General features: G+C 73.9%; 24 protein-coding genes and 1 pseudogene. 10 read left to right on the forward strand and 15 right to left on the reverse strand.

All coding sequences use genetic code 11. The features are described 5' to 3' along the window. Nucleotides 1-68: 68 nt before the first annotated feature. The 6 genes from ABT122_RS21735 to ABT122_RS21760 form a co-directional block, all read right to left on the reverse strand. Nucleotides 69-947, reverse strand: a complete 879-nt coding sequence (locus tag ABT122_RS21735; RefSeq protein ID WP_351554600.1) for an ABC transporter permease — start codon at nt 945-947, stop codon at nt 69-71. Beyond that, a complete protein-coding gene (locus ABT122_RS21740; protein WP_351554667.1) occupies nt 940-1,905 on the reverse strand; it encodes an ABC transporter permease in 966 nt (321 codons plus the stop codon). The genes ABT122_RS21735 and ABT122_RS21740 overlap by 8 nt, the downstream gene beginning before the upstream one ends. 62 nt (nt 1,906-1,967) lie before the next feature. Continuing rightward, on the reverse strand, nt 1,968-3,542 hold the full coding sequence (locus ABT122_RS21745; RefSeq protein WP_351554603.1) for an ABC transporter substrate-binding protein: 1,575 nt from the start codon (nt 3,540-3,542) through the stop codon (nt 1,968-1,970). Between the two features lie 161 nt (nt 3,543-3,703). Beyond that, the gene (locus ABT122_RS21750) at nt 3,704-4,825 is read right to left on the reverse strand and encodes an acyl-CoA dehydrogenase family protein (protein WP_351554606.1); all 1,122 of its coding nucleotides are present in this window, start codon (nt 4,823-4,825) and stop codon (nt 3,704-3,706) included. Then, nucleotides 4,822-6,009 carry an acyl-CoA dehydrogenase family protein gene (locus ABT122_RS21755; RefSeq protein WP_351554609.1) on the reverse strand — a complete coding sequence of 396 codons (1,188 nt, stop codon included), beginning with the start codon at nt 6,007-6,009 and terminating at the stop codon, nt 4,822-4,824. Before ABT122_RS21755 ends, ABT122_RS21750 begins: the two co-directional genes overlap by 4 nt. Beyond that, the gene (locus ABT122_RS21760; protein ID WP_351554610.1) at nt 6,006-7,028 is read right to left on the reverse strand and encodes an NADPH:quinone oxidoreductase family protein; all 1,023 of its coding nucleotides are present in this window, start codon (nt 7,026-7,028) and stop codon (nt 6,006-6,008) included. The genes ABT122_RS21755 and ABT122_RS21760 overlap by 4 nt, the downstream gene beginning before the upstream one ends. Before the next feature lie 274 nt (nt 7,029-7,302). Here ABT122_RS21760 and ABT122_RS21765 point away from each other — a divergent pair, with 274 nt between their 5' ends. From ABT122_RS21765 to ABT122_RS21775, 3 genes are all read left to right on the forward strand, one after another. Further along, the gene (locus ABT122_RS21765) at nt 7,303-8,388 is read left to right on the forward strand and encodes a LacI family DNA-binding transcriptional regulator (protein WP_351554611.1); all 1,086 of its coding nucleotides are present in this window, start codon (nt 7,303-7,305) and stop codon (nt 8,386-8,388) included. 288 nt (nt 8,389-8,676) lie between these two features. Continuing rightward, nucleotides 8,677-9,582: a ribokinase gene (locus ABT122_RS21770; protein WP_351554614.1), complete on the forward strand. Its 906-nt coding sequence runs from the start codon at nt 8,677-8,679 to the stop codon at nt 9,580-9,582. A 66-nt stretch (nt 9,583-9,648) separates the two neighbouring features. Beyond that, a complete protein-coding gene (locus ABT122_RS21775) occupies nt 9,649-10,401 on the forward strand; it encodes an SAM-dependent methyltransferase (protein WP_351554616.1) in 753 nt (250 codons plus the stop codon). 18 nt (nt 10,402-10,419) lie between these two features. Here ABT122_RS21775 and ABT122_RS21780 read toward each other — a convergent pair whose 3' ends face one another. The 3 genes from ABT122_RS21780 to ABT122_RS21790 form a co-directional block, all read right to left on the reverse strand. Next, nucleotides 10,420-11,166, reverse strand: a complete 747-nt coding sequence (locus ABT122_RS21780) for a PIG-L deacetylase family protein (RefSeq protein ID WP_351554619.1) — start codon at nt 11,164-11,166, stop codon at nt 10,420-10,422. Nucleotides 11,167-11,193: 27 nt separating this feature from the next. Further along, on the reverse strand, nt 11,194-12,492 hold the full coding sequence (locus ABT122_RS21785) for an alpha/beta fold hydrolase (protein ID WP_351554669.1): 1,299 nt from the start codon (nt 12,490-12,492) through the stop codon (nt 11,194-11,196). Between the two features lie 237 nt (nt 12,493-12,729). Continuing rightward, the gene (locus ABT122_RS21790; RefSeq protein ID WP_351554622.1) at nt 12,730-14,241 is read right to left on the reverse strand and encodes a cellulase family glycosylhydrolase; all 1,512 of its coding nucleotides are present in this window, start codon (nt 14,239-14,241) and stop codon (nt 12,730-12,732) included. 199 nt (nt 14,242-14,440) lie between these two features. Between ABT122_RS21790 and ABT122_RS21795 the strand changes: the two genes are divergently transcribed. The 5 genes from ABT122_RS21795 to ABT122_RS21815 all read left to right on the forward strand — a co-directional run bounded on the left by ABT122_RS21795 (nt 14,441) and on the right by ABT122_RS21815 (nt 21,153). After that, nucleotides 14,441-15,604 (forward strand): ABC transporter ATP-binding protein, encoded by a 1,164-nt coding sequence (locus ABT122_RS21795; RefSeq protein WP_351554625.1) that lies wholly within the window; start codon nt 14,441-14,443, stop codon nt 15,602-15,604. Between the two features lie 304 nt (nt 15,605-15,908). Continuing rightward, nucleotides 15,909-16,880 (forward strand): acetylxylan esterase, encoded by a 972-nt coding sequence (locus ABT122_RS21800; protein ID WP_351554628.1) that lies wholly within the window; start codon nt 15,909-15,911, stop codon nt 16,878-16,880. A 70-nt stretch (nt 16,881-16,950) separates the two neighbouring features. Beyond that, on the forward strand, nt 16,951-18,549 hold the full coding sequence (locus ABT122_RS21805) for a hypothetical protein (protein WP_351554631.1): 1,599 nt from the start codon (nt 16,951-16,953) through the stop codon (nt 18,547-18,549). A gap of 568 nt (nt 18,550-19,117) precedes the next feature. Beyond that, nucleotides 19,118-19,798 (forward strand): response regulator transcription factor, encoded by a 681-nt coding sequence (locus ABT122_RS21810; RefSeq protein WP_351554634.1) that lies wholly within the window; start codon nt 19,118-19,120, stop codon nt 19,796-19,798. After that, nucleotides 19,795-21,153, forward strand: coding sequence for a sensor histidine kinase (locus tag ABT122_RS21815; protein WP_351554637.1), 1,359 nt, complete (start codon nt 19,795-19,797; stop codon nt 21,151-21,153). Before ABT122_RS21810 ends, ABT122_RS21815 begins: the two co-directional genes overlap by 4 nt. A gap of 16 nt (nt 21,154-21,169) precedes the next feature. Here ABT122_RS21815 and ABT122_RS21820 read toward each other — a convergent pair whose 3' ends face one another. The 4 genes from ABT122_RS21820 to ABT122_RS21835 form a co-directional block, all read right to left on the reverse strand. Beyond that, nucleotides 21,170-22,165: an ABC transporter substrate-binding protein gene (locus ABT122_RS21820; RefSeq protein WP_351554640.1), complete on the reverse strand. Its 996-nt coding sequence runs from the start codon at nt 22,163-22,165 to the stop codon at nt 21,170-21,172. After that, on the reverse strand, nt 22,165-22,836 hold the full coding sequence (locus ABT122_RS21825; RefSeq protein ID WP_351554643.1) for an ABC transporter permease: 672 nt from the start codon (nt 22,834-22,836) through the stop codon (nt 22,165-22,167). The genes ABT122_RS21820 and ABT122_RS21825 overlap by 1 nt, the downstream gene beginning before the upstream one ends. Continuing rightward, nucleotides 22,833-23,513: an ABC transporter permease gene (locus ABT122_RS21830; RefSeq protein ID WP_351554646.1), complete on the reverse strand. Its 681-nt coding sequence runs from the start codon at nt 23,511-23,513 to the stop codon at nt 22,833-22,835. Before ABT122_RS21830 ends, ABT122_RS21825 begins: the two co-directional genes overlap by 4 nt. A gap of 84 nt (nt 23,514-23,597) precedes the next feature. After that, nucleotides 23,598-24,011: a VOC family protein gene (locus ABT122_RS21835; protein ID WP_351554649.1), complete on the reverse strand. Its 414-nt coding sequence runs from the start codon at nt 24,009-24,011 to the stop codon at nt 23,598-23,600. A gap of 97 nt (nt 24,012-24,108) precedes the next feature. Here ABT122_RS21835 and ABT122_RS21840 point away from each other — a divergent pair, with 97 nt between their 5' ends. Next, entirely contained in the window at nt 24,109-24,699 is a 591-nt protein-coding gene (locus ABT122_RS21840; RefSeq protein ID WP_502976178.1) for a TetR/AcrR family transcriptional regulator, read from the forward strand. 46 nt (nt 24,700-24,745) lie between these two features. On the opposite strand, the gene ABT122_RS21845 is transcribed toward ABT122_RS21840, so the two are convergent. Further along, nucleotides 24,746-25,129: a Zn-ribbon domain-containing OB-fold protein gene (locus ABT122_RS21845; protein WP_351554655.1), complete on the reverse strand. Its 384-nt coding sequence runs from the start codon at nt 25,127-25,129 to the stop codon at nt 24,746-24,748. A 98-nt stretch (nt 25,130-25,227) separates the two neighbouring features. Next, on the reverse strand, nt 25,228-25,941 hold the full coding sequence (locus tag ABT122_RS21850) for a TetR family transcriptional regulator (RefSeq protein ID WP_351554672.1): 714 nt from the start codon (nt 25,939-25,941) through the stop codon (nt 25,228-25,230). A gap of 185 nt (nt 25,942-26,126) precedes the next feature. Here ABT122_RS21850 and ABT122_RS21855 point away from each other — a divergent pair. Beyond that, a pseudogene (locus ABT122_RS21855) lies at nt 26,127-26,208 on the forward strand (electron transfer flavoprotein subunit beta); the annotation flags it as partial.

The raw sequence follows: 26,208 nt of genomic DNA on the forward strand, positions 1-26,208 counted from the left end.
ATCCCGCACCGAGAGGACTGGGGACGCCGGTGACACGGGGGCGACGGGAGAGGCCGGAGGGGCGGGAGTCACAGCATCAGCTCCGATCGACGGCGCGGGTTGATCCGTTCCCGCCAGGCCCCCGCGAGCCCCGCTATCGCGAGGGTGGGGATGATCAGGAACAGTCCGGGGAAGAGGGTCGGCCACCAGTCCCCCGCCAGCAGGGAGCTGCGCGCGGACTGGACGAGGTTGCCCAGGCTCGCCTGGTGGGTGGGGAGCCCCAGACCGAGGAAGGAGAGCGCCGACTCGTGCCACATGGCGTGCGGCACCATCAGCACGGCCGCGAGCCCCGCCTGCGGCAGCACGCTGGGCAGCAGATGCCGTCCGGTGACCCGCAGCCGGGACGCGCCGCCCGAGATGGCGGCGTCGATGAAGGGGCGGGAGCGCAGCGACAGCACCTCGGAGCGGACGATCCGGGCGGTGGAGAGCCAGTGGGTGAGGGCGACGGAGGCGATCACCGGCCAGACCCCGGGGCGGAACATCGCGACGATGAAGATGCCCAGCAGGAGGTGGGGCACGGAGGCGAAGGTGTCCACGAGCCGCATCACGATCCGGTCGACCCAGCCGCCGAAGGCGGCCGCGGCCGCTCCCACGAGGGTGCCGACGACGGTGGCGACGAGCGCGGCGACCAGTCCGACCAGGAGCGAGATCCGCAGCCCGTAGACACAGCGCACGAGCAGGTCCCGGCCGACGTCGTCGGTGCCGAAGGGGTGGGCCCAGGACGGCGGCTGGAGCTTCTGGGAGAGGTCGACGGCCTGCTCGTCCAGTTGCACGAGCGGCGGCACGATCAGCACGGCGAGGACGACGGCGGCGACGATCAGGCCGGAGACGGAGATCCGGACCGTGCGGGTGGAGCGCCGGGTGCGCCCCCGGGAGCGCCAGGACGTCTCGGGGAGGGTGTCAGCCATCGAAGCCCACTCTCGGGTCGGCGAGTCCGTACAGCAGATCGGAGAGCAGATTGCCGAGGAGGACGGCGGCGGTGGCGAGCACGGTGAGCGCCGCGAGCAGCGGGAAGTCGACGGAGGTGGCGGCCTCGACGGTGGCGGCGGCGATGCCGGGCCAGCTGAACACGGTCTCCACCAGCAGCGCGCCGGTGATCAGCTCGGGGACACGGGAGCCGATGAGGGTGAGCATGGGGAGCATCCCGGAGCGCAGGGCGTGTCCCAGCAGGACGGTGCTCTCGCCCAGGCCCCGGGCGCGGGCGCCGCGCACGGGGTCCTCGTCGAGGGCGTCGCCGACGCCCTGGCGGACGTAGAGGAAGAACCAGGGCAGCTGGGAGATGCCGAGGACGGCGGCGGGCAGCACCAGGTGGGAGGCGACCTGGCCGGGGGTGATGACATCGCTGCCGGTGTCGGTGAGCCCGCCGGCGGGCAGGACGCCCAGTTCGAGGGCGAAGAACCAGATGGCGAGCAGCCCCAGCCAGAAGGCGGGCGCGGCCTCCAGGGTGTACGCGGCGGAGGAGGCAGCGCGGTCGAGCCAGCCGCCCGGGCGGCGCGCGGCGAGCACGCCGAGGACGGTGCCCAGCACGATCGCGACGAGGAAAGCGGTGGTGGCGAGCAGGACCGACCAGCCGACGCGTTCGGTGATGACATCGGCGACGGGCTGGCGCATCACGCTGGAGTCGCCGAGGTCGCCGGTGAGTGCGGAGGTGAGCCAGTTCCACCAGCGGGTGGTGAAGGGCTGGTCGACGCCGAGGTTGGCGCGGATCTGGTCCAGGTTCTCCTGGGAGGCGGTGAGCCCGGCGGTGCCGGTGTACGCCTTCACCGGGTCGAAGGGGGAGGCGGCGGCGACGGCGAAGACGCCGAAGGTCACCGCCAGCAGGACGGGGACGGCGAAGAGTGTCCGCCGCCCCGCCATCCGTGCCATCGGCCCCCAGGGGAGGCGGCGCGCCCGCCGGGTCGCCGCCCCGCCCTTCATGAGGCCGGTGGTCACTTCTCCGTGCCCTTGGGCGTCCAGTCCTCGACGTTCCACCAGGGGCCGGAGGCGAGACCGTGGTCGTGCGGCTCGACCTGGTTGGTCAGCGGCTCCCAGGTGTCGTCCACGACGTAGAGGTGGTCGATGTGGGTGAGGAAGGTGTAGCCGGGGTTCTTGACCAGCTCGCGCTGGACGGTGTCGTACGCGGCCTTCCGCTCGGCCCTCTTCCCGCTCTCCCGGCCCTTGACCAGCGCCTTGTCGACCACCGGGTTGTCGTACCAGGCCATGTTGTTGAAGCCGTCGCCCGCGAGGGAGGAGGTGAGCAGCAGGTACTGGTCGAAGTCGGGGTCGCCGGGGGCGCCGCCGCCCGCGAGGACGGCGTCGCTCTTCATCCGGGGCTCGATGACCTCCCAGGTGCCGGCCTGGGTCTTGATGGAGATCCCGGCCTTCTTGGCGTCGGAGGCGTAGGCGAGCGCGTGGTCCTGGCGGAGCCGGTCGCCGGAGAGGTACCAGAGCGGGAACTCGGCGCGCACGCCGTCCTTGACCCGGATGCCGTCCTCGCCGGGCTTCCAGCCGGCGTCGTCCAGGATCTTCCTGGCCCGGGCCGGGTCGTGGGTGCGCTCGGTGCCCTTCGTGAACCACTCGCTGTCGGTGGGCACGGGGCCGTGAGCGGGCTTTCCGGCGCCCTCCAGGATCTGGTCGACCATGGCCTGCCGGTCGACGGCGACATCGAGCGCCCGGCGGACGGCGGTGTCCCCGGCGACCTTGTTGCCGGTCGGGAGGGTCACGGTGCGGTAGTCGTAGGTCTTCGCGGCGTGGGTCTTCCGGCCCTTGTCGCCCTTGAAGCCCTCGGCGAGGTTCGGCGGCAGGATCGCGCCGTCGAGGTCGCCGGCGCGCAGCCGGGTGGCGCGCACGTCGTCGTCCTTGATGATCGCCATGGTGAACTTCTTCACCTTGGGCGCGCCGCCCCAGTAGGACGGGTTGGCCGTGAAGCTGATCTTCTCGCCCTTGGACCAGTTGGTCAGGGTGTACGGGCCGGTCCCGATCGGCTTGGTGGTGAAGGGGCCGGTGTTGACGTCCTGCTCCCCGGCGATGTGCTCGGGCGCGATGGGCAGGACGGTGCGCTGGGCGAAGGGCGCGTAGGGGTACTTCAGGGTGAAGACGACGGTGTCGTCGCCCCGGGCCCGGATGTCCTCGATCGCGTCGAGTTCGGACTTCGAGGCGTTGTTGGTCTTCTCGTCCAGGATGGTGCGGTAGGTGAAGAGCACGTCCTTGGCGGTGAACGGCTTCCCGTCGCTGAACTCCACGCCCTGGCGGAGCTTGTACGTGTAGGTGAGGCCGTCCGCGCTGACCTCGGGGAGCGCGGCGGCGAGGGCGGGCTTGAGCCGCATCTCGGCGTCGAAGGCGAGCAGCCCGTCGAAGATCTTGGAGTTGCCGTCCTTGCCGAAGCCGAGGAGCGGACTGAGGGTCTCCGGCTCATAGGCGATACCGACGACGGCGCTGGTCCCGGCGTCCTTGCCGTCCGAGCCGGAGCTCTCCGGGTTGGAGCACGCCGCCGCGCCGGCGGTCAGCGCGGCGACGGTCGTCATGGCGGCCAGGCCGCGTATCGATCGCTTGGATCGCGTCGGTCGGTTCGGTCGCGCGGACACGCTACCCACACCCCTACTGAAGATCAGCTGTTATTGCGAACGGATTGCATTAAACAGCATGTCAATGGGGTGCGTAATACCTCCGGGAAGCGGGACGGCGGCTAGGGGCCGCGGAGCCCGGTCAGCTCGGCCAGCGCCCGGTGGTGGCTGCCCGGGGAACCGAGGGCGATCTCCGCCGACTTGGCGCGCTTGAGGTACAGATGCGCGGGGTGTTCCCAGGTCATGCCGGTGCCCGCGTGCAATTGGACACACTCCTCGGCGGCGTGGACGGCGACCCTGGAGGTGTACGCCTGTGCCACGGCGACCGCGAGGGGTGCGCCGGGACCGCCGGCGGCGAGGACCCCGGCGGCGTTGCGGGCGGCGGCGCGGGCCGACACGATCTCCAGCCACAGCTCCGCCATACGGTGCTTGAGTGCCTGGAAGGAGCCGATGGGACGGTTGAACTGATGACGGCGGCGCGTGTGGCGGACGGTCTCCTCCAGGCACCATTCGGCGGTGCCCAGTTGCTCGGAGGCGAGCAGCCCTGCCCCGGCGAGCAGCCCCCGGCGGACGGCCCGCTCGGCGGCGGGCCGGTCCGCGAGCCGGAGGCCCTCGCGGACCGGGGTGACGGTGGCGAGCGGGCGGGTGAGGTCGAGGGCCGTCTGCGGGACGAGCGGGGGGCGTTCGACGGCGTACAGACCGTCGGGCAGCAGCATGAGCAGCACATCCGCGGCGGCGGCGTCGGCGACCGCGGGGACGGGGGCGGTGCCGGCGGGGAGCCGTCCGTGCGGTGCGGTGGAGAGCGGCACGGCGACGACGGCGGTGGCCCGGCCCGCCGCCATCTCGCCGAGGAGGCCGGGGGCGCCGGGGTGTGAGCCGCCGAGGCCGAGCAGGGTCTCGGTCGCGATGACCGCACTGGTGAGATAGGGCGCGGGCACCATGCCCCGGCCGATCTCCTCCAGGACGACGGCGGCCTCGCGGTGGCCGGCGCCCTGTCCGCCGAGGCGCTCGGGCACCAGGAGTCCGGCGGCGCCGATGTCCGCCGTGAGGGTCTTCCAGAGCACCGGGTCGTAGGGCGCCCCGGCCTCGGCGCGGGCGAGCAGGGCGGGGGTGCCGGCCCGGTCGGTGAACAGGGCGCGCACGGCGGCGCGCAGTTCGTCCTCGGTGTCGGAGTAGAGGAGGCCGGGCGGGCCGGCCGCTGTGTCGCCGGCCGGGCCGGTCGTGCGGGTGGTCCCGGGGTTCATCGGGCGAGGTCCTTCCAGGCGGTGTCCTTGTCGTCGCGCGGTTCGGACGGCAGTCCGAGCACCCGTTCGGCGACGATGTTGAGGAGCACCTCGCTGGTGCCGCCCTCGATGGAGTTGCCCCTGGCGCGCAGATAGCGGTAGCCCGCGTCCCGGCCGGTGAAGTCGACCAGTTCGGGGTGGCGCAGGGTCCAGTCGTCGTAGAGCAGCCCCTCCTGGCCGAGGAGTTCCACCTCCAGGGAGCTGATCCGCTGGTTGAGCCGGGCGAAGGCGAGCTTCATCGCGCTGCCCTCGGGCCCGGGGCGGCCGGCGGCGAGTTGCTGGCGCAGCCGCTCCCCGGCGAGCCTGGCGACCTCGGCCTCCACCCAGAGGGCCAGCAGCCGCTGATGGAGATCGTGGGTGCGCAGTTCGGGGCGTTCGCGCCAGGTGCGGGCGGCCCGGCCGATCATCCCGCCCTCGCGCGGCAGCCGGCCGCCGCCGATGGCGAACCGCTCGTTCATCAGGGTGGTGCGGGCCACGTTCCAGCCGTCGCCGATGCCGCCGACGCGGTGGGCGTCGGGGATGCGCACCCCGCTGAGGAAGACCTCGTTGAACTCGGCCTCGCCGGTGATCTGGCGGAGCGGGCGGACCTCCACACCGGGGTCGGTCATGTCGCAGATGAAGTAGGTGATGCCCCGGTGCTTGGGCACATCGGGGTCGGTACGGGCGATGAGGATGCCCCAGCGGGCCAGGTGGGCGCCGGAGGTCCACACCTTCTGGCCGTCCACGGTCCAGTGCTCGCCGGCCCGGACGGCGCGGGTGGCGAGCGCCGCCAGGTCCGAACCGGCGCCGGGTTCGCTGAAGAGCTGGCACCAGATCTCCTCGCCGGTCCACAAGGGGCGCAGAAAGCGCCGTTTCACCTGCTCGGAGCCGTGGGCGAGCAGAGTGGGAGCGGCCATGCCGAGGCCGATGCCGATCCGGCGGGGGTCATTGCCGGGCGCGCCGGCGGCGGCCAGTTCGGCGTCGGCGACGGCCTGGAGGGAACGGGGCAGTCCGAGGCCGCCGAGGCCCTCGGGGTAGTGCACCCAGGCGAGCCCGGCGTCGAAACGGGCCCGGAGGAAGTCGGCCCGCGCGGTGGTGGCGGGCGGATGGGCGGCGAGCAGGTCCCGGGCGAGGCCGCGCACGCCGCCGTCGCCGGTGGCGGTCATCGGGTGTCCCCCCGCCGGGTGCGGCTCCCGTCGGCGACCGCCCCGGTCCGGGGGGCCTCGACGGCGCCCGGGAAGACCACCAGACGGCCGGTGGTGGTGCCGGCGGCGACCCGCTGGACGGCGTCGGCGGCCTCCTTCAGGGGGACCCGTTCGCTGATCGGCGGCGCGATCGCGCCCTCGGCGGCCAGCCGGGTCAGCTCCCGGTGGCAGTCGCGCACGGCCGCCGGGTCCTTCTGGCGGTACAGGCCCCAGTGGAGCCCGGCGATCGAGTAGTTCTTCACCAGGGCGTGGTGGAGCATCGGGGCCGGGACCGTGCCGCTCGCGAACCCGACGACGACGATGCGGCCCTCGAAGGCGACGCATTTCGCCCCCATGGTGTACGCGTCACCGCCGACCGGGTCGTAGACGACATCCGCGCCCCGCCCGCCGGTCGCCTCCTTCACGGTGGCCACCACGTCCTGAGCGTGCCGGTCGATGACCAGATCGCAGCCGGACTCCCGGGCGGCGGCGGCCTTTTCGGGCCCGCCGGTCACTCCGATGACCGTGGCACCCGCCGCCTTGCCGAGCTGGACCGCCGCGCTGCCGGCCCCGCCGGCCGCCGCGTGGACGAGCAGGGTCTCGCCCGCCCGCAGCCGGGCCCGGCGGTGGAGCCCGAACCAGCCGGTCTGGTAGCCGACGCACAGGGCGGCGGCACCGGCGTCGTCCAGGGAGTCGGGCGCGGGGAGCAGCCCGGCGGCGTCGGCGAGGGTGTACTCGGCGAAGCCGCCGTGCGGGAGCACCGGGTTGGCGATCACCCGGCGCCCGTCGCCGGTCTCGCCGCAGACCTCGACCCCGGGGGTGAAGGGCAGCGGGGGCCGCACCTGGTACTGCCCCCGGCAGAGCAGCGCGTCGGGGAAGTTGACCGTGGCGGCGCGGACCCTGAGCAGCACCTGTCCTTCCCCGGGGACCGGCCGCTCCACCTCTTCGAGCCGCATCACCTCGTTCGGCTCGCCGTTGCGGCGCACTCGCCATGCCTGCATCTCGTGGCCTCCCACAAACCGTTGGCAGCACTGCCCACGGAGCGCATACTAAGCGGTCGCTTGCACTCCGGGAAGGAGGCGCCGCGCCCGGCCGGACGCCGGGTACGCACCCATGAGACCAGGGCCGGGAGCCGTCGCCCAGCCGGAACAGAGAAGCGAACCGGCAGATCACAATCCGGTCACGACCTCTTGTCACACCTCGGTGTAATCGATTCCAATCGGCGCTGGAAACGGTGACACGCGGAACATGACACGGCAGGGAGGCGGTCCGGCGGTGGCGAGCATCAAGGATGTCGCGGCGCGCGCCGGGGTGTCCGTGGCGACGGTGTCGCGCGCGCTCAACGGCCATCCCTCGGTCAGCCCCGGCGCGCGGGCCCGTGTGCTGGCGGCCGTGACCGCGCTGGAGTACCGGCCCAACGCGGTCGCCCGGTCGCTGCGCACCGACCGCACCCGCACCCTGGGCCTGGTCATCAGCGATCTGCTCAACCCCTACTTCACCGCGCTGGCGCGCGCCGTCGAGGAGGAGGCCCGCACCCTCGGCTACAGCGTCATCCTCGGCAACGCCGACGAGCGGCCCGAACTCCAGGACCACCACATCCGCACCCTGCTGGACCGCAGGATCGACGGGCTGCTGGTCTCCCCGGCCGGCGGGGGCTCCCCGCTGCTGCCCGACGCCGTGCGGTCGGGTATGCCGGTGGTCTTCGTGGACCGCTGGATTCCTGGCCTGGACGTGCCCGTCATCCGGGCCGACGGCCGGGCCGCCGTGGCGGATCTGGTCGGCCATCTGCACGGCCTCGGCCACCGCCGGCTCGCGATCATCGCGGGCCCGCCCGCCACGACCACCGGCAGCGAGCGGGTGACGGCGTTCCGCGCGGGGCTCGGCGCCCTGGGCCTGGCGCTGCCCGAAACGTACATCGGCCAGGGCGACTTCCAGGCCGGGAGCGGGCGGACGGCCATGGAGCGCTTCCTCGCGCTGCCCGAGCCCCCCGAGGCCGTCTTCGCCGCCGACAATCTGATGGCGCTCGGCGCGCTGGACGCGATCAGGGCCCGCGGTCTGCGGGTCCCGGAGGACATCGCGCTGGCGGCCTTCGACGACATCCCCTGGTTCGTCCACACCGATCCGCCCATCACCTCGGTGGCCCAGCCCACCGAGGAGTTGGGCCGCGCCGCCGTGCGGGCGCTGATCGACCGGATCGAGGGCCGGCCCCCGAGGTCGGTGACCCTCCCGGCCAGGCTGGTCGTCCGGCGCTCCTGCGGCGAGCCGCACCCGCCGCCGCCCGCCGCCCCCTCCCCCGGTCGCGGACAGACCCTCCACGGCTCCGGCGGTGGGAGGCCGGAGGGCCGGACGGCGGCCTCATGAGCACACCCGCCCGACAGCCCCCGACCGGGGCGCCCGCCCGCGCCCGCGCGGCTCCCCGGTGACGGCGGCCGGCCGCGACGGCGGCGGGCTCCGGGCGACCGGGCCGCCGGGCGGCCGCGGGGCACACGGCCGGCGCGGCCCGGCGCGTGAGGCCCGCCGCCGGGTGCCGGTGCCCATGAGGATGGACAGGGGCGGGAAGGCGACCGGCTCCGGCTGACCGGACCCGGTCCCGGAGCTGAACCGGACCCGGACACGGACCCGGACCTGTGGGAGCGAGGGAGACTGCGGATGGACGACTGTGAACTGCTGGTCGTGGGCTCGGCCAACGCCGATCTGGTGACCCGGGTGGAGCGCCGGCCGGGGGCGGGTGAGACGGTGCTCGGCTCCGATCTGGCCGTCCACCCCGGCGGCAAGGGCGCCAACCAGGCCGTCGCGGCGGCCCGGCTCGGGGCCCGTACCGCCCTGCTGGCCCGGGTCGGCGACGACGGCCATGGGCGGCTGCTGCTCGAAGCCCAGCGCGAGGCCGGGGTCGATGTGAGCGGAGTGCTGGTGGGCGGCGCGCCGACGGGCGTCGCGCTGATCACGGTGGACCCCTCGGGCGACAACAGCATCGTGGTGTCGCCCGGCGCCAACGCCCGGCTGACCCCGGCGGATGTCCGGGACGCCGCGCCGCTGTTCCGGGCCGCCCGGGTGGTCTCGGTCCAGTTGGAGATCCCGCTCGCGACGGTCGCGGAGACGGTGCGCGCCCTGCCGCCCGGCGGGCGGCTGGTGCTCAATCCGTCGCCGCCGGCCGAGCTGCCCGCCGAGGTGCTGGCCGCCTGCGATCCGCTGATCGTCAATGAGCACGAGGCCCGGTTCCTGCTCGGCGAGGAGGCGGGCGACGACCCCGCCGGCTGGGCACGGGCCCTGCTCGCCCGGGGCCCCCGCTCGGTGGTGGTGACGCTGGGCGCGGAGGGCGCGCTGGTCGCCGAGGGCGACGGGGACACGGCGGTACGGGTGCCGAGCCCCCGGGTCCGGGCCGTCGACACCACCGGGGCGGGCGACGCGTTCACCGCCGCCCTGGCGTGGCGGCTGGGACTCGGAGAGGAGTTGGCCGCGGCAGCCGCCTACGCCGCGCGGGTGGGAGCCGCCGCCGTCACGCGGAAGGGCGCGCAGGACTCGTACCCCACCGCCGAGCAGCTCCCGGCGGGCTGAAGCGGGGGCGCGGCCCGGCGGGAGAATCCAGGAGACGCGCGGGGCGGCCGGCGGCAGGATGTGCCCATGGAACGTCAGAGGATCAGTGCGCTCGCCCATGGCGACCATCCCGTCGCCGCGCCCCTGAGCGACGACTCGGTGGCCGCGCTCCTGGACCGCGCCCTGCCGCGCGGTGACGAACGGGTGCTCGATCTCGGCTGCGGCCGGGCGGTCTGGCTGGAGCGGGCGGCGCGGAACCGCCCCGGGCTGCGGGCGGAGGGCGTCGACCTGGACGCGGCGGCCGTCGCGCGGGGCCGTGAGAACCTCCGCGCGGCCGGTCTGGACGGGCGGATCGCGCTGCACACCGGGGACGCGGCCGGTTTCGCGCCCGGCCACCGGTTCGACGTGGTGATCTGCGTCGGGGCCGCCCATGCCTTCGGGGGTCTGCTGCCCGCCCTGGAGGCCGCCCGCCGCCATCTCGCGCCGGGCGGCACCGCGCTGATCGGGGACGGGTTCTGGGAGCGGGAGCCGGACCGGGCCGCGCTCGGCGCGGGGTTCGCGGCGGACGAGTACGACACTCTCGCCGTGACCGTCGACCGGGTGACCGCCGAGGGCTGGACGCCGGTCCACGGGCATGTCAGCTCGCTCGCCGAGTGGGACGCGTACGAGTGGGCGTGGACCGGGACCCTGGCACGCTGGGGACTCGACCATCCGGAGGACCCGGAGAGCGGGGACGCGCTCAGGGCGGCGGCCGAGCACCGGGCCGGCTGGCTGCGCGGCTACCGGCGCACGCTCGGCTTCGTCACCCTGCTGCTCCGGGAGACGCCCGGGGGCGGGTGAGCGCCGGTCCGGGACCGGTCAGTGCGGGAACAGTTCGAAGGTCACCGCGGGCCGTCCTCCGAAGCGCTCCCCCGCCGCCTCCGCGTGGCCGGTGAGGAAGGTCCGGCAGTAGGTCTCCGGGTCCTCGTCCGTGAGCGCTTCAAGGTAGGTGCGGTGCTCCAGGAGCGAGCGGATGGAGCGCTCCAGGCCCGGGCGCGCGTCGACCGCGTGGGTCGGGGTGGTGGAGGCGGCCACCGCGACCCAGCGGACCCCGTTCCAGGGTTCGAGGCCCTGTTCGGCGATCAGTTCGGGGAAGATCCACCGGTTGCCCGCGTCGGCCACCGCGTCGAGCGCCGCCCGGCCCACGGCCCGGTGGTCGGGGGTGTTCCAGTGCCCGCCGCCCCAGGTGTCCCGGTGGTTCAGGGTGATCAGCAGCTCGGGGCGGTGGCGGCGGATCGCCGCCGCGATGTCCCGGCGCAGGGCGGTGCCGTACTCGATCACCCCGTCGGGGTGGTCCAGGAACTCCACCGTCGACACCCCGACGGCCGCCGCGCTCGCCCGCTGCTCCCGTTCGCGGATCGGCGCGCACGCGGCCGGCGGGATGGTGTCGATCCCGGCCTCGCCGCGGGTGGCGAGGAGATACGACACCTCCCGGCCGCCGTCCGTCCAGCCCGCGACGGCCGCGGCGCCGCCGTATTCGAGGTCGTCGGGGTGGGCGACGACGGCGAGCGCGCGCCGCCAGTCCTCGGGCATGGGTGCGAGCTGCTGATCACGGGAGTCGGTCATGATCACACCCTAGGACGGGGAGGCCGCTCAGACCTCTCCGCGGACCAGGGCGATCAGCCGGTCCAGCACCCGTCGTCCGCCGGCCCGCACCCCGTCGTGCTCGTACTCGTCGGTGACATAGGTGCGCAGTCCGCGGATGGCGCGGGCCGTGTGCAGCGAGTGGGCGGTGTCGACGTACATGTCGTCGTGGTAGATCGCGGCGGCGACGGGCACCTCGTTGGCGGCGAGCCGGCCGGCGTCGTACAGCGGGGCCCAGTCGGTGCGGGCGGCGAGCAGTTCCGCGGTCTCGCGCAGGGGGCGCAGCGACGGGTCGGCGGTGAAGTGCCAGGGGTGGATGGTCTCGCCGGTGAACAGCAGCGGCGCGCCGCCGCCGAGCGCGCCGGCGGCGTCGAACTGCGGGAACTCGGCCCGGACCCGCTCGGCGGACCAGCCGGTGGGCCGCCCGCCCTGGCCGTAGATGGCCTCGTGCAGTACGGCGTACAGCGGGCGGGTGGCGAAGGAGAGGTGGCCCAGGGCCGCCTCCTGGAAGGCGTCGGAGAGCTGGTGTCCGGAGCCCGTCCTGATGAAGGCGTCCTCCAGGAGGTAGTGGAGCTGGTGGCTGCCGTCCCCGCCGCCGAGGAGGATGCCGAGCGACTGGAACGCCTCGGGGGTGAGGGTGTAGCCGCCGGGGAGCACGGTGGGGTGCTCGGCGAGATGGGCGGCGACCCGGCGGGCCCGCGCCACGTCCTGGGGGTAGCGGTCGTAGTGGGCCTCGGTCTTGCGCTGGATACGGGGGTACGCGGCGCGGTAGACGTCGTCGGCGTGGGCGTCGAGGGAGGGCAGGCCGCCGGTGATGAACACCTCGCGCAGGCCCTCGGGCGCGGTGGAGAGGTAGTGGGTGGCGCAGAAGCCGCCGAAGCTCTGGCCCAGCACGCTCCAGGGGGCGCCGCCGGTGAGCCGCCGCCGGATCAGCTCGCAGTCGCGGACGATGCTGTCGGCGCGGAAGTGGGCGAGGTGGGCGGCCTGGGCCCCGGGGCCGCCGCGCTGCGGGAGGGTCTGGCGGTTCTGCGGGGTGGAGCGGCCGGTGCCGCGCTGGTCGAGGAGGAGGACCCGGTAGTCCTGGACGGCGCGGCCCAGCCAGGCCTGCGCACCGGCGAAGCGGCGGGCGCCGCAGCCGGGGCCGCCCTCCAGATAGACCAGCCAGGGCAGCTCCTCGCCGCCGTGCCCGGCGGCGGCGACCTCGCGGCCGTAGAGCTCCAGCTGCTCGCCACCGGGTTCGGTGTGGTCGAGCGGGACGGTGAAGGACCGATCGGTGAGGACGACGCCGGGCTGGCGGTAACGGGTCACTGGCACTCCTGATGTTCTGTGCTGCACGCCCGCCCATGGGATCACACGGCGATGCCCCGGGCGGGCGCGGGTGGCACTGCGGGGTCCGGCCGGCGCCGCCCGGCCGCTGTGCTGTTCAGCGGTGGGGCGGGCCGTGCCGGACCGGTCAGGAGACGGGCCGGTGGGCCCGGTCGGGAGACGGCCGGCGGGGGCCGGCCGGCGGATCGGTGGCGGGCCGGTCCGCGGGGGAGGGGCGGATCAGTCGGTGGGGAAGTTGTCCGCGGTCCTGATCCGGTCGCGAATCCAGACACCGGCGGGCTTCAGGGACGAGGTGCCGGCCCAGGGTCCGCCGCTGTCGCAGGTGCCCTGCTGGAACACGGCGCCGGAGCGGTGGTCGTCGGAGAAGTTCCAGTTGACCCAGCTGATCTTCTTGCTCGCCATCAGGTCCAGATACCGCTGGGACATGGTGAAGTCGTTGGCACCGTCACCGGAGTAGTCCTGGGTGCCGAACTCGGTGACGAAGACGGGGAGCTTGTCGGCGGTGCGGGACAGCGTGCTGAGGTACTCGTCGCGGTGCGAGGCCGCGTAGAAGTGGAAGGTGTACATGATGTTGGAGGCGCTGACCGGGTTGTTCACGATCTCGGTCTCGTTGGCGCCCTCGGAGACCCCGAGGGACGACCAGGCGCGGGTGCCGACCAGGACGGGGGCGTTGGAGTCCTGCCGGCGGATGACGGGGATCAGCTGGTCGGCGTAGCTCTTGATGCGCGACCAGGTGACACCGCTGGGCTCATTGGCGATCTCGTAGATCACATTGCTCTTGCCCGCGTGGCGCTGGGCGATCTCCGTGAAGAAGGTCTTGGCTCGGGCGAGGTTGTGGTGCGGGTCGCCGGGGCTGAGCATGTGCCAGTCGACGATCGCGTACATCCCGCGCGCGGTGGCCTGCTCGATGATCGCGTGGACCTGGTCGGTGAACTTCCGCGGGTTGGTCTCGTAGCCGCCCTCCTGGATGTACATGGAGATCCGCAGGACGTCGGCCTTCCAGTCGCCCGCGAGGGCGTCGAGGGAGCCGTTGGTCACGCACTGGGGGTACCACTGGAGGCCGTGGGTGGACATGCCCCGCAGCTGGATGGGTTTGCCGTACTGATTACAGAGCTTGGTGCCGCAGACCGTGAGCTGGCCGTTGATCCCGGCGGGGGTGTTCCCGGCGGGCGGCGCGCCCTTCGGCTCGCTGCTGAGGCTGTCCACGTTGGGTCCGCCGTTGGCGCTGGTGGAGGTGGCCCGGACGGCGTTGGCACCGGCCCTGAGGTCGGCCTCCACGGTGACGGTGGTCCAGGTGGTCCAGGCGCCGGTGCCGGCGAAGGACTTCTTCGCGGCGACGACGGTCCCGTTGACGCTGATGTCCATCGGCCGGTTGGCGGTGGTGCCGTTGGCGAACCGGAGGGTGAGTGAGGTGGCGCCCGCCTGTGCGGCGGCGACGGTCCACTCGACGCTGCTGCCGGTGACGTTGTCGTAGTTGACGAAACCGCTTCCGGTGTAGCCGCGGTGGTTGGACTCGACGGCACCCCGGGAGACGGCCGCGCTCTCGGCCTCGTGGACGGTGGCGGCTGCCGGGCGGGGCGCGGTGGGGGCGGCGGCCCGGGAGACGGGGGCGGTGACCTGGGCGGCGGGGGTGGCCTGGGCGGCGGGGACGGCGGTGGCGCCGAGGAGCAGGGCGGCCGCCACCGCGCCGAAGCCGCCGAGGGAGCGGAGCACGTTCCGTGAGGGTTTCATGAGGTCTCCGTTGCCTGGTTGGGGTACAGACCGGGACTGGAAGGAAACTTTCCTAACGATGGAACCAGTCCCGGCCATGGTCTGCAAGGGTCATGACAAGTAAAGATCGGCCACCGGCGCGGCCCCCCGGCCCCGGGGCGGGCAACTCGTACAGTCCCGCCCGTGTGCGGCGGCACGGCCGCGCTCCTAGCGTGGGGACATGATCCGGTTCGAGCAGGTCAGCAAGGTCTACCCGGACGGCACGGCCGCCGTCGACGGCCTGTCCTTCGAGGTCGGTGAGGGTGAGCTGGTCACCCTGGTGGGGCCGTCCGGCTGCGGCAAGACCACCACGATGATGATGGTGAACCGGCTGATCGAGCCGACCTCGGGCCGCATCCTGGTCGACGGCGAGGACATCGCGGCCGTCGATCCGGTGCGGCTGCGCCGCCGTATCGGCTATGTCATCCAGCAGGTCGGGCTCTTCCCGCACCGCACAGTTCTGGACAACACGGCGACGGTGCCCGCGCTGATCGGGTGGAAACGGGCGAAGGCGCGCGCCCGGGCGGCCGAACTGCTGGATCTGGTGGGGCTCGACCCCGGCACCTACGGGCCCCGCTACCCGGCCCAGCTCTCCGGGGGCCAGCGCCAGCGGGTCGGTGTCGCCCGCGCGCTCGCCGCCGACCCGCCCGTGCTGCTGATGGACGAGCCGTTCGGGGCGGTCGACCCGGTGGTGCGCGAACGGCTCCAGAACGAGTTCCTCGGCCTCCAGGCGACCGTGCGCAAGACGGTGCTCCTGGTGACCCATGACATCGAGGAGGCGGTGCGGATGGGCGACCGGATCGCCGTGTACGGACAGGGGCACATCGAGCAGTTCGACACCCCGGCCGCCGTGCTGGGCGCCCCCGCCACCCCCTATGTGGCCCGGTTCGTCGGCGCCGACCGGGGGCTGAAGCGGCTCTCGGTGACCGCGATCGAGCGGGACGACCTGGAGCAGCCGCCGCTCGCCCGGCTGGACGAGCCGGCGCGGGCGGCGGCGGCCCGGCTGAGGGCCGAGGAGGCGCGCTGGGCCGTGGTGGTCGGCACGAGCGGCGATCTGCACGGCTGGGTGTCGGCCGAGGCGCTCTCGCTCGCCGGGGATCAGGCCACGGTGGGCGACCAGGCCCGCCGCATGGAGGCGTGGGTACCGCTCGGGGCGCCCCTGAAGCAGGCCTTCAGCGAAATGCTCCAGCACGACGCCGGGTGGGTCGCGGTGGTCGACGGAGCGCGCTTCGCCGGGGTGCTGACCCCGGCGAAGCTGCACGAGGCGATGCGCCGGTCGGTGGACGCGGATGAGCGCGGCATCCCGCGCGACGAGGTGGACTTCGACTCGGTGTCGGACGCCTAGGGTCTTCCGCCCGGACCGTGCCGGGCGGACACAGGGGGCGCGGAGCGGCGGACACAGGGGGCGGTACGGAGCCGTACGCGCTTCCCCGCAGGGGTGGGGCGCCCGGCGCGGACAGGGGGCGGTGGGCGCCGGGGCCGTACCGCCCCCGCGGACGGGTGTCCACCCCGGTCCGGCACTTCAAGGGGATACGGGCGACGCCGTCTGAACAATCGTCAGGACTTCGGGCACAATTTCCCCGCGCTTCCCCTGTTCCGCCCCGTTCACCCCGCGGCCGCGGCCGTCCCCGAGCCCAAGGCGGTGCCCGATGCCCCTGTTCGATCTGCCCATCGAAGAACTGCGCACCTACCACAGCAGCTCCACCGAGCCGGAGGACTTCGACCGGTTCTGGGCGGACACCCTGGCGCGGACCCGGGCGCACGGACTCGGGGCGCGGTTCGAACCGGTGGAGACCGGGCTCGCCACGGTCGAGGTGTACGACGTGACCTTCGCCGGGTTCGGCGGGCATCCGGTCGACGGCTGGCTGGTGCTCCCCGCGCGGGCCGGTGAACCGCTCCCGGTGGTGGTGGAGTTCGTCGGGTACGGCGGTGGGCGCGGGCTGCCGCACGCCCATCTGCTCTGGGCCTCGGCCGGGTTCGCCCACTTCGTGATGGACAGCCGGGGCCAGGGCAGCATGTGGAGCGGGGGGACGACGGCCGACCCGGTCGGCAGCGCTCCCTCCCACCCCGGTTTTCTGACCCGGGGCATCGAGGCCCCCGAGAGCTTCTACTACCGACGGCTGATCACGGACGCGGTCCGCGCGGTGGAGGCGGCGCGCGCGCATCCGCTCACCGACGCCACCCGCACGGCGGTGGTCGGGGAGAGCCAGGGCGGCGGAGTCGCGCTCGCGGTGGGCGGGCTCGTCCCCGACCTGGTGGCGATAGCTCCGGATGTGCCTTTTCTGTGCGACTTCCCCCGGGCGATCTCCATCACCGACCGGCTCCCCTACGTCGAGGTGGGGAACTACCTCCGGACGCACCGGGGCAGCGGGGAGCGGGTCCGGCGGACGCTGGCGTACTTCGACGGAGTGCACTTCGCGGCGCGGGCCCGGATGCCCGCGCTGTTCTCGGTGGCCCTGGAGGACACGACCTGCCCGCCGTCGACGGTGTTCGCGGCGTTCAACGCCTATGCGGGGCGGAGCAAGGAGATCGAGGTCTACGACTTCAACGACCATGAGGGGGGCGGACCGTTCCAGCAGGCGGCCCAGTTGCGCTGGCTGCCGAAGGTCCTGTCCGGGTGAGGTGCGGGGCGCGCCCCGGAACCGGCGTGCGGGGCGCTCCCCGGGGGCGGCGTCGGATACCGTGCGGGGTGTGCTGATCACGGGTGGGGACACTGCCGCGACGGGGACCGCGCTGCTCATCGCGGCCGCGCCGGTCGGGAAAGGGCGTCTGGTCGACGCGAGTTCCGTGCTGCCCGCGCTCGCCGCGGTGCCGCCGAGCGCGCTGACGGGCACCGGCGCGGCGACCGTGGTCGAACTCGCCGATCCGCTCGACCCGCAGACGGTGCTGACCCGTATCCGGGCCGCCGCGGCCGAGCCCGGACCGCTGTTCCTCTATGTCGCCGGGCAGTTGCAGCTCGACCGCAAGCAGCGGCTGCCGCATCTGGCGCTCGCCCGGTCGACGCCGTCGACCCTGCGGTACACGGGGCTGCCCTGGCACTGGCTGGCCTCGGAGCTGACGATCAGACGGCCGGGGACGACCACGGTCTTCGTCGATCTGGTGGCGGACACCGACGCCTGGCGGAAGGTGGGCGAGGACGGTCTCGGGCTGGGGCTCTCCATCCGGATGTACGGCCGGGTGGTGCCGGCGCCGTCCCGCCGCGAGGAGGCGGCCCCCGAGTATCTGCGGGCGTGCGCGTCGATCTGGCGCGCCGGTGCCCGGCCCGGCCCGGACGCCCTGCACGAGCAGGCGGTGGCCCAGGTGGGGGCGGAGGGGGCTCTGCTGCTGTCCGGGTTGCCGAGCTGGCCCGGGGTGTTCGGGGAGCCGGGAAGCGCTCCCGCCGGGACACCGGGCGCGCCCCCGTTCGTGTCCCGCGCCGCACTCCCCGGCACCTTCCCGAACCCGGCGCCGGCGGCCTCCGCGCCCTCCCCCGGGGCGCCGGGCGGGACCCCGGACCCCGACCCCGCCGGACCACCGGGCGCCCCGCACGAAGCTCCCGCCGCCGGAACCCCGTCCACCCCCGCCGGAGCACCCGGCCCCGCGCCGTCCCTCGGCACCGCGACGCCCGGCGCTCCCTCGGCACCCTCCCTCCCGGGAGCCGCCGCCCCCTCGCCGCACCCCACGGCCGCCGCCGGACCACCCGACACCCTTCCAGGCCCGCCCCTCGCCGCGCCGGCACCCACCGGGACACCGGTTCCGGCCGGGGCGCCGGAGCCGTCCCCCGGGTACGGCGGTGCGGGCCCGTCGCCCGTGGTGGGCGGTCCGCCGCGGCGGACACGGCCGGGGCCCGGTCCGCTGGCGCCTCCGGGCGGCGGCGCCGCCGACGATCCCCATCCGGCGATACTGTCGGCCGCGCGCGCGGGCCGGCACACCGAGGCCGCCGCTGCCGCCGCCGCGTGGGAGCAGCAGGAGTTGCGGGCCCACGGCCCCGGTTCGGCGCAGGCCCTGCACTGGCTGGAGGTGCGCGCCGATCTGGCGCGGCTGGCGCGGGAGCCCGCGCTCAGCTGTGAGCTGTGGATGACCGCGGCCGACGCCCGGCTGGTCCGCGAGCAGACCACCGACGACCCCGATGTCGAGGGCGCCGTCGACCGGGCCCACCACCAGTGGGAGCAGATCCAGGACGCGGCCCGGGCCCGCGCGCTCGCCCCCAGGCTGGTGGCGCTGCGCCGCCGGGTGCCGGGGCGGCAGCGCGGGGCGCTCAAGGTGCTCCAGCAGCGGCTGGAGAGCCTGCACGCGGAGCATCCGGTCTGAGCCGGGCCGGCCGGCCCGGAGGCGGTCCCCCCGGCGGGCGCGTCCCCGCGGGCCCGCCGGAAGAACCACGCGGCCACCGGCGCGGCCGGCCGGCCCGGGGCGCCCGGGCCGCCCCCTCCTCCGGGCGGGGCCGGGGGCACGGTGGTCCGCCGGGCAAGGGATACCCCCGTGACCCCTTGCCCGGACTCCGCGCCCCCTCCCCCGGTCCGCGCTCCGCGACGCGCCCCGCCCCTCCCCCGAAAAGGCCGGGGAACAGCGCCCGGGAGGCGCCGGCGCCCCCGGCCGCCGGCGGGGCGACCGCGAGGCCGGGGCAACCGCCCTCGCACCGCTGCCCGGACATCGGCACGCCCCCTCCTGTCCCCCGGTACCGCGAACCCCGGCCGGGCCCCCGGGCGGTCCGCCCGCCGGGGGGGGGCCGCCTCCGGGCCGGCCGTCCTCGTGGGGAAATGCTGGCACCGGTGTCCTGTGGGCAGCCTGAGGATTCCTGAGAAATCCTCAGGAACGCGGCGGCGTCCCGCGCGTGTTCGTTCTCAGCGTGGCCTCAGGCGCGCGGGGCAATACTGCGCACATGCGGATTCTGGTGGTGGAGGACGACCCGAGACTCGTGGAACTGCTGAGACGCGGGCTGACCGGGGAGGGGTTCGCGGTCGACGCCGCGGACAACGGGTTACGGGGGTTGGAGCTGGCGCTGGAGAACGAGTACGACATCGTCGTACTCGATGTGATGCTCCCGAGGATGAACGGATTCCGGGTCTGCGCCAGGATGCGGGAAGCCGGTTCGTGGACCCCCGTCCTGATGCTGACGGCCAAGGACGGCGAGTACGACGAGGCGGAGGGGCTGGACACCGGCGCGGACGACTACGTCACCAAGCCGTTCTCGTATGTCGCCCTGGTGGCGCGGCTGCGCGCCCTGGTCCGCCGGGGCCGGCGGGAGCGGCCCGCCGTCATCCGGCTGGGCGATCTGACGGTGGACCCGGCCACCCGGCGCTGCCACCGCGGCGATGTCCCGGTGCCGCTGACGGCCCGTGAGTTCGCCGTGCTCTGGTATCTCGCCGGCCGCCAGGGGGAGGTGGTCGCCAAGACCGAGGTGCTGGAGCACGTCTGGGGCGACTTCGACGGCGATGTCAATGTGGTGGAGGTCTATGTCAGCGCGCTGCGCCGCAAGATCGACACCCCGTTCGGGCGCCGCACCATCCACACCGTCCGCGGCGCCGGCTACCGGCTGGAAGACGAACGGCCCGCGCCGTGATCCGCGCGCGGCGGCCGTGGCCCGCGCTGAGCCTGCGGGCGCGGGTGGCGCTGCTCGCCGCGGTCCTGGTGGCGATCCCGCTGGCCATGGGGGCGTCCTTCGTCGTGCTTCTGTCCCGGCAGGAGCTGCTGAGCGCCGCCGCGCTGCGGGCGAACCTCGCCGGGGAGCAGGCCGTGCGGGACGGCCGGATGCTGGAGACCTGCGACCGTCTGGGCATGGCCCGCACGGCCGCGCCCGCTCCCCGGATACTGATGTACTGCGCGGTGGAGGACCCGGCGGGCGGGGAGCGGGGCGGCACGCTGTCACCCTGGCCGTGGCCCGCGCTCCTGGGCGACCGGCCCCGGCCGCTGCGGATGACGACCCCGGCGAACGCCCCGCCCGGAATCATCCGGCTGGTCACGGTCAACACCCTGGAGCGGGAGCAGGCCAGGCTCACCACGGTGGGGCGGCGGGCGGCGGTCTCCGTCATCATGGTCACCGCCGCGGTGGCGGCGACCGCCTGGTTCACCGCCCGGCGCGCCCTGCGGCCCATGGAGGTCATCCGGCTGCGGTTCACCGACCTGAGCGAGCACCATCTCGACCAGCGGGTGCCCGTTCCCCGGACCGACAACGAGATCAGCCGGCTGGCCCGGACCCTCAACGAGACACTCGCCCGTCTCGAACTCTCGGTGGAGCAGCAGCGGCGCTTCACCGCGGACGCCTCGCACGAGCTGCGCACACCGCTCGCCGCGCTGCGCGCGGAGCTGGAGATCGCGCTGGCGCAGCCGGGGAACGCGGACTGGCCCCGGGTGGTGGAGCGCGCGCTGGGCGACGCGATGCGGCTTCAGCAGCTCACGGCGGATCTGCTGGTGCTCGCCCGGATCGATGCGGGTGCCGTGCGGCCCGCCGCCGGGCACGATGTCGACCTCGGGCGTCTGGTGCGCTCGGAGTGCGGCCGGCGCTCCCCCGCCGCGCATCTGGCGCTCGCGGTGTCGGCCGGGCCGGGCCCCTCGGTGGTGCGCGGCCATCCGCTGCTGCTGGCGCAGGTGCTCGGCAATCTGCTCGACAACGCCGAGCGCTACGCCGCCGGCCGGATCTCGGTCCGGCTGCGCCACGAGGCGCGGTCCGGGCGGGCGCTGCTGGAGGTGAGCGACGACGGTCCGGGCATCCCCGCGCAGGACCGTGAGCGCGTGTTCGAACGGTTCAGCCGGCTCGATGACGCCCGCAGCCACCGTACCGGCGGGGCGGGGCTCGGTCTGGCCATCGCCCACCATGTCGTCGGGCTCCACCAGGGCTCTCTGGCGATCGTCGACAGCCCGCGCGGTGCGCGTTTCGTCGTCTCCCTGCCGTGCGCCCACTGCGCGGACGGGAGCTGACCGGCGGCCCCGCCGGTCAGGGCGGCCCCGCGCAGGAGGGGCAGACCCAGGACCGGGGTCCCGCCCCGGGCCCGTTGAGCAGTCCCCTGGACTCCAGATACCGCCGTGCCACGTCCTCGGGCAGTCTGCGCCAGCTGTCCACCTGCCGGTTCAGCGACGCCAGATCGGCGGTGGTCAGTACGGTGTTGAGCCGGGCCAGCGCGCGGGTCGCCCCCGCGCCGCCCGCGCGGGAGCGGTTGACCACGGGCACGATGTAGTCGGCGTTCTGGAGGTGCCGGTCGTCCGCGAGGAGCACGAGTCCGAAGCTGTCGAGTGTCGCGTCGGTGGTCGTGGTCAGCACCATCTGGTCCCGGCCGCTCTGGACCGCCTGTTTGGCCTGGGTGGTGCCGACCCCTTTGGGGTCGACGGCGGTGATGTCGATTCCGTAGACCTTCTTGAGCCCGGGTTCGCAGTAGGGCCGCTGGACGCATTCGTCGCCCGCGGCGAGCCGTACGGGGAGCCCCGACCTGCCCAGGTCGCTCAGGGTCTTCAGCCGGTGCTCGGCGGCGTAGCTCCGGGCCACGGCGAAGGCGTTCTGGTCGACGGCCTTCCCGGGGTCGAGGACTTCGAGGCCGCGCGGGGTCGCGAGCCGGCGCAGGGCGGTCATGGTCCGGCCGAGATCGGGGGAGCCGGCGGGCGGCGCGTCGGGGCCGTTGGCCTTGACGTTCAGCCAGTCGGCGAAGGTGGCCGCGTACTCGGGCACCACATCGATCTGGCCGCTCTCCAGCGCGGGTTCGTAGATCTCCCGGTTGGTGACGGACAGGACCCGGGTCCGGTATCCGGCGTGGCGCAGGAGGAGGGCGTACATCTGGGCGAGGAGGTCGCTCTCGGTGAAGCCGGCCGAGCCGATGGTCAGGTCCCTGCTGTCGCCGGGGGGCGCGGTGACCTCGCCCCGGTGCTCCAGCGAGGGCCCGCTGGTGCAGGTGGTGACCGCCAGCAGGGCGAGGGCGGCGACACCGAGGCGGGCCCGCATCAGCCGTTCCCCCGGGGCCGGCCGGGGGCCAGTCGCTGCCCGGCCTCGAAGAGTCCCTCGACAATCAGCGCGAAGACGGCGACCAGGACCGCGCCCGCCACCACCTGGGGTGTGGAGGCGAGGTTGAAGCCCGCGGTGATGATCCGGCCGAGCCCGCCGCCGCCCGCGAGCGCGGCGATGGTGGCGGTGGCGACGAGCTGGACCGCGGCGATCCGTACGCCGGTGAGGATCAGCGGCAGCGCGAGCGGGATCTCCACTCCGTACAGCATCTGCCGGCCCGTCATGCCCATGCCCCGTGCCGCCCGTACGACATCGCGGTCGACGCCGCGCATGCCGACGTAGGCGTTGGTCAGCAGCGGCGGTACGGCGAAGAGCACCAGGGCGATGATGGTGGGCCAGGCGCCATAGCCGCCGATCGGGCTGAGCAGCAGCAGGACGAGGACGGCGAAGGTCGGCACGGCGCGGCCGACGTTGGAGATGTTGACGGCGAGCGCACCGCCCCTGCCGAGGTGGCCGAGGACCAGGGCGACGGGCAGGGCGATCAGACAGCTCAGCGCGAGGCAGACTCCGGTGAGGTGGATGTGTTCGACGAGGCGGTGGGTGATGCCGTCCTCGCCGGACCAGTGGGCCGGGTCGGTGAGCCACTCCCACGCCTGGGCGAGGGTGTTCATGTGCTCACCGCCCGGGTCCAGGGGGTGGCGAACCGCTGGACCAGCAGGAGCAGCAGATCGGCGGCGACGGCGATCACCACGCAGAGGACCGACGCGGTCAGGACCTGCGCCTTGAAGTAGGTGTTCATTCCGGCGTAGATGAGGTTGCCGAGACCGCCGTAGCCGACGATCGCCCCGATGGTGACCAGAGAGATCGCGGAGACGGTGGCGATCCGCAGACCCGCCATGGCGGCGGGCAGCGCGAGCGGCAGCTCGACGGCGAGCAGCAGCCGGACAGGGCCGTACCCCATGCCGCGGGCCGCCTGCCGGGTCTCCTCGGGGACCGCGCGGAGCCCGGCGAGGATGTTCCGTACGAGCAGGGTGAGGGAGTAGAGGACCAGGCCCGCGATGACGATGGAGGCGGAGAGCCCGTAGACGGGCAGCAGCAGCGAGAACATCGCCAGGGAGGGGATGGTGTAGAGGACGGTCGTCACGGCGAGGACCGGTCCGGCCGCCCAGCGCCAGCGGCGGGCGGCGATGGCGAGCGGAAAGGCGACGACGAGGGCGATGAGCACGGAGACCGCGGTGAGCTGGAGGTGCTGGAGCACCGCGTCCGTGAGGATCGCGCTGCGTGTGGAGAGGTACTCACCGCAGATCCACTCATTGCGTGCGAGGCAGTCGTCGGGGGTCGCCGTCACCCGTTCATTGGAGCCCGGTGGCGGGACGGGCGCGCGTTCTGCTCGCCTGTTCGAGTGCGTGCCCGCCCGTGGGCCGCGGGCGGCTCACGGGGTGAGGAAGTGGCCCGCGTACTCCGCCGCCGGCGGGATCTCGGTGATGACGTCGATGAGGACGCCGTTGGGGTCGGCGACGATGAAGTGCCGCTGGCCGAAGTCCTCGGTGCGCAGCTCCAGCAGGGGTTCGAGTCCCTCGCGGACGACCAGGCGCTCCCACTCGGCGTCGGCGTCCGCCACCTCGAAGTTGAGGAGGAGACCACTGACGGGGTTGCGGTGGCCCTCGGGGATGGTGGGGTGGGTGTGGTCCAGGACGGCCAGTTCGTAGGGAAGCTCGCCGGGGCGGCGCAGACTGACGTACCAGTCGGCCTCGAAGGTGGTCTCGAAGCCCATGAGCCGGGTGTAGAAGTCCACGGTCTCCTGGACCCGGTCGGTGGCAATCACGGGATAGAAGCTGGTCAGCACGGTGGTCTCCCTTTTTCACATACCGTTGGTACGCGAATAACGGTAGTGACGTACCATCGGTATGTCAAAGGCGGGAGCGCATGGCGGACGGAGCACGATGCGGCACATGACCAGAGCCCAGCAGCGGGAGCGGACCCGCGAGACCCTGCTGCGGGTGAGCCGGGAGCTGTTCGCGGCACAGGGGTACGGGGCGGTGGGCCTGGCGGAGATCGTGCGGGCCGCGGAGGTCACCAAGGGCGCGCTCTACCACCACTTCGAGGGCAAGGCGGCGCTGTTCCGCGCGGTGCTGGAGCAGGTCCAGGAGGAGGTGGGCGAGCGGGTGGCCGACGCGGCCGACGCCCGGGAGGACCCGTGGGAGCGGCTCACCGCCGGCTGTCAGGAGTTCATCACGGCGGCCACCGCCCCCGAGATCCAGCGGATCATGCTGATCGACGGCCCCGCGGTGCTGGGGTGGAACGAGTGGCGGGGCATGGACGAGGCGTCATCGGCGCGCCATCTCGCCGAGGCGCTCACCGCGCTGGCGGAGCGGGGCGTCATCACCCGGCAGCCGGTCGCCCCGCTGGCCCATCTGCTCTCGGGCGCGATGAACGAGGCGGCCCTGTGGCTGGCCGCGTCCGGGACCCCGGACGATCTGGCGGACACCCGGGCGGCGCTCTCCCGGATGCTGGAGGCGCTGCGGGCGCCGTGAGCCGGGGCGGCGGCCCGCCCGGACGGCCGGCCGGGCCGGCGGGTGCTCAGTAGCGGTCGGAGTGTCCGACCGGATCACAGAGTTCCAGGACGGGATCGCCCTCGTGGGGGTCGCAGTCGGCCACCGGGCGCACCCTGGCGCCGACCCAGACGAACTGCGGCGGGATGCCGACGACACGGCAGCGGAACATGAAGCCCTCGGGGAAGCGCACCAGGGACTCGTTGCGCGCCACCCGCGTATAGCGGTTGACGACGGCCGACCGGACCACGACACCCTCGCTGTAGCTGCACTCCGACTCCAGGTCACTGGACGCGCAGACCGGGCACAGCAGCCGCCGGAAGGAGGCGGTACCGCACCAGCGGCAGCGCTGGAAGATCAGGCCGGTCTCTCGCCGCGCCGTCGGCGCGGTACCGGTTGCGGGCTGGGACACGTCTCGACTCCCTGCACTCGACTCGAACGCGCCACGCCTCGCGGGGGCGCCTCCGCACCATATGGCACTGAGTGCCTTCCCGTACAGGTACTGAGTGCCTATGTGCTGGTGCGGCCGTCGCCGAGGGCCTCTTCGAGCTGCTGCACCACGCGCCACAGCGGGGCGCCTCTCGGTGCGACCATCACCACGACCTCGCGGTCGTCGCCGGTCCCGGCGCCCGCCCCGGCCGCCGGTGGCAGCACCGTCGCGGACCCGCCCGGGGCGCCGCCCCAGACCTCGCGCACGAATCCGAGCGCGTGGTCCACCGCGGCCCGGGCATCGCCGTCGCCGCCCGAACGGAGCCACGAGCGGAGGCCGTTGTTGTGCGCCGCCACCACGGCGGCGGCGATCACCTCGGCCCGCAGCGACCCGTCCGGCGCCGTGGCGTAGCGTCCGCGCAGATAGCCGGCGAGCGTGCGCTCATAGCGGCGCACCACGGACAGCTCATAGGTGCGCAGCCCGGGGACCTCCCTGGTGAGCCGGTAACGCTGGACGGAGAACTCGGGGTTGGCCGCGTACATCCGCAGCACGATCAGGGCCGCCTCGCAGACCCGCTCCACCGGGTCGCCGTCGGCCGCGGCCCCCAGGAACGCCGTCATATCGGCGAGGCAGCGCTCGTGGTCGGGGAAGACCGCGTCCTCCTTCGAGGGGAAGTACCGGAAGAAGGACCGGCGCCCCACCCCCGCCCGGGCCACGATGTCGTCCACCGTGGTCCCCTCGAAACCCCGCTCCATGAAGAGCTGGAAGGCGGCCTCGGCGAGCACATCGCGCATGGGTGCCCTGGCCGCCGCCGGCTCCGTCGTGGGCCCGGGGGCGGCCTTGCGTCGTCTGCGCACCTCAGTCATGCCGGGAAACGTAGCACCGGAAGGGAGGTTTTGGCACTGAGTACCTTTACACGGGGTACTCAGTGCCATAGCCTCGGTCGGAGACTGACCCGCCCATCACGAGGAGAGCCGGCGTGAGCTTGAGGATCGTTGTCTGTGTGAAGTATGTGCCCGATGCCTCGGGTGACCGTGGCTTCGCCGGGGATCTGACGGTGG

It is taken from the genome of Streptomyces sp. NPDC001985 (genome assembly GCF_040296845.1).
Taxonomy (GTDB): Bacteria; Actinomycetota; Actinomycetes; order Streptomycetales; family Streptomycetaceae; genus Streptomyces.

Bases quoted from the DNA above. Each gene is read 5' to 3' on its own strand.
- ABT122_RS21800 (WP_351554628.1), top strand. From the start codon at position 15,909: ATGCCCCTGTTCGATCTGCCCATCGAAGAACTGCGCACCTACCACAGC.
- ABT122_RS21810 (WP_351554634.1), top strand. From the start codon at position 19,118: ATGCGGATTCTGGTGGTGGAGGACGACCCGAGACTCGTGGAACTGCTG.
- ABT122_RS21760 (WP_351554610.1), bottom strand. From the start codon at position 7,028: ATGCAGGCATGGCGAGTGCGCCGCAACGGCGAGCCGAACGAGGTGATG.
- ABT122_RS21790 (WP_351554622.1), bottom strand. From the start codon at position 14,241: ATGAAACCCTCACGGAACGTGCTCCGCTCCCTCGGCGGCTTCGGCGCG.
- ABT122_RS21775 (WP_351554616.1), top strand. From the start codon at position 9,649: ATGGAACGTCAGAGGATCAGTGCGCTCGCCCATGGCGACCATCCCGTC.
- ABT122_RS21780 (WP_351554619.1), bottom strand. From the start codon at position 11,166: ATGACCGACTCCCGTGATCAGCAGCTCGCACCCATGCCCGAGGACTGG.
- ABT122_RS21795 (WP_351554625.1), top strand. From the start codon at position 14,441: ATGATCCGGTTCGAGCAGGTCAGCAAGGTCTACCCGGACGGCACGGCC.
- ABT122_RS21840 (WP_502976178.1), top strand. From the start codon at position 24,109: ATGCGGCACATGACCAGAGCCCAGCAGCGGGAGCGGACCCGCGAGACC.
- ABT122_RS21735 (WP_351554600.1), bottom strand. From the start codon at position 947: ATGGCTGACACCCTCCCCGAGACGTCCTGGCGCTCCCGGGGGCGCACC.
- ABT122_RS21820 (WP_351554640.1), bottom strand. From the start codon at position 22,165: ATGCGGGCCCGCCTCGGTGTCGCCGCCCTCGCCCTGCTGGCGGTCACC.
- ABT122_RS21755 (WP_351554609.1), bottom strand. From the start codon at position 6,009: ATGACCGCCACCGGCGACGGCGGCGTGCGCGGCCTCGCCCGGGACCTG.
- ABT122_RS21740 (WP_351554667.1), bottom strand. From the start codon at position 1,905: ATGGCACGGATGGCGGGGCGGCGGACACTCTTCGCCGTCCCCGTCCTG.
- ABT122_RS21825 (WP_351554643.1), bottom strand. From the start codon at position 22,836: ATGAACACCCTCGCCCAGGCGTGGGAGTGGCTCACCGACCCGGCCCAC.
- ABT122_RS21745 (WP_351554603.1), bottom strand. From the start codon at position 3,542: ATGACGACCGTCGCCGCGCTGACCGCCGGCGCGGCGGCGTGCTCCAAC.
- ABT122_RS21750 (WP_351554606.1), bottom strand. From the start codon at position 4,825: ATGAACCCCGGGACCACCCGCACGACCGGCCCGGCCGGCGACACAGCG.
- ABT122_RS21770 (WP_351554614.1), top strand. From the start codon at position 8,677: ATGGACGACTGTGAACTGCTGGTCGTGGGCTCGGCCAACGCCGATCTG.
- ABT122_RS21850 (WP_351554672.1), bottom strand. From the start codon at position 25,941: ATGCGCGATGTGCTCGCCGAGGCCGCCTTCCAGCTCTTCATGGAGCGG.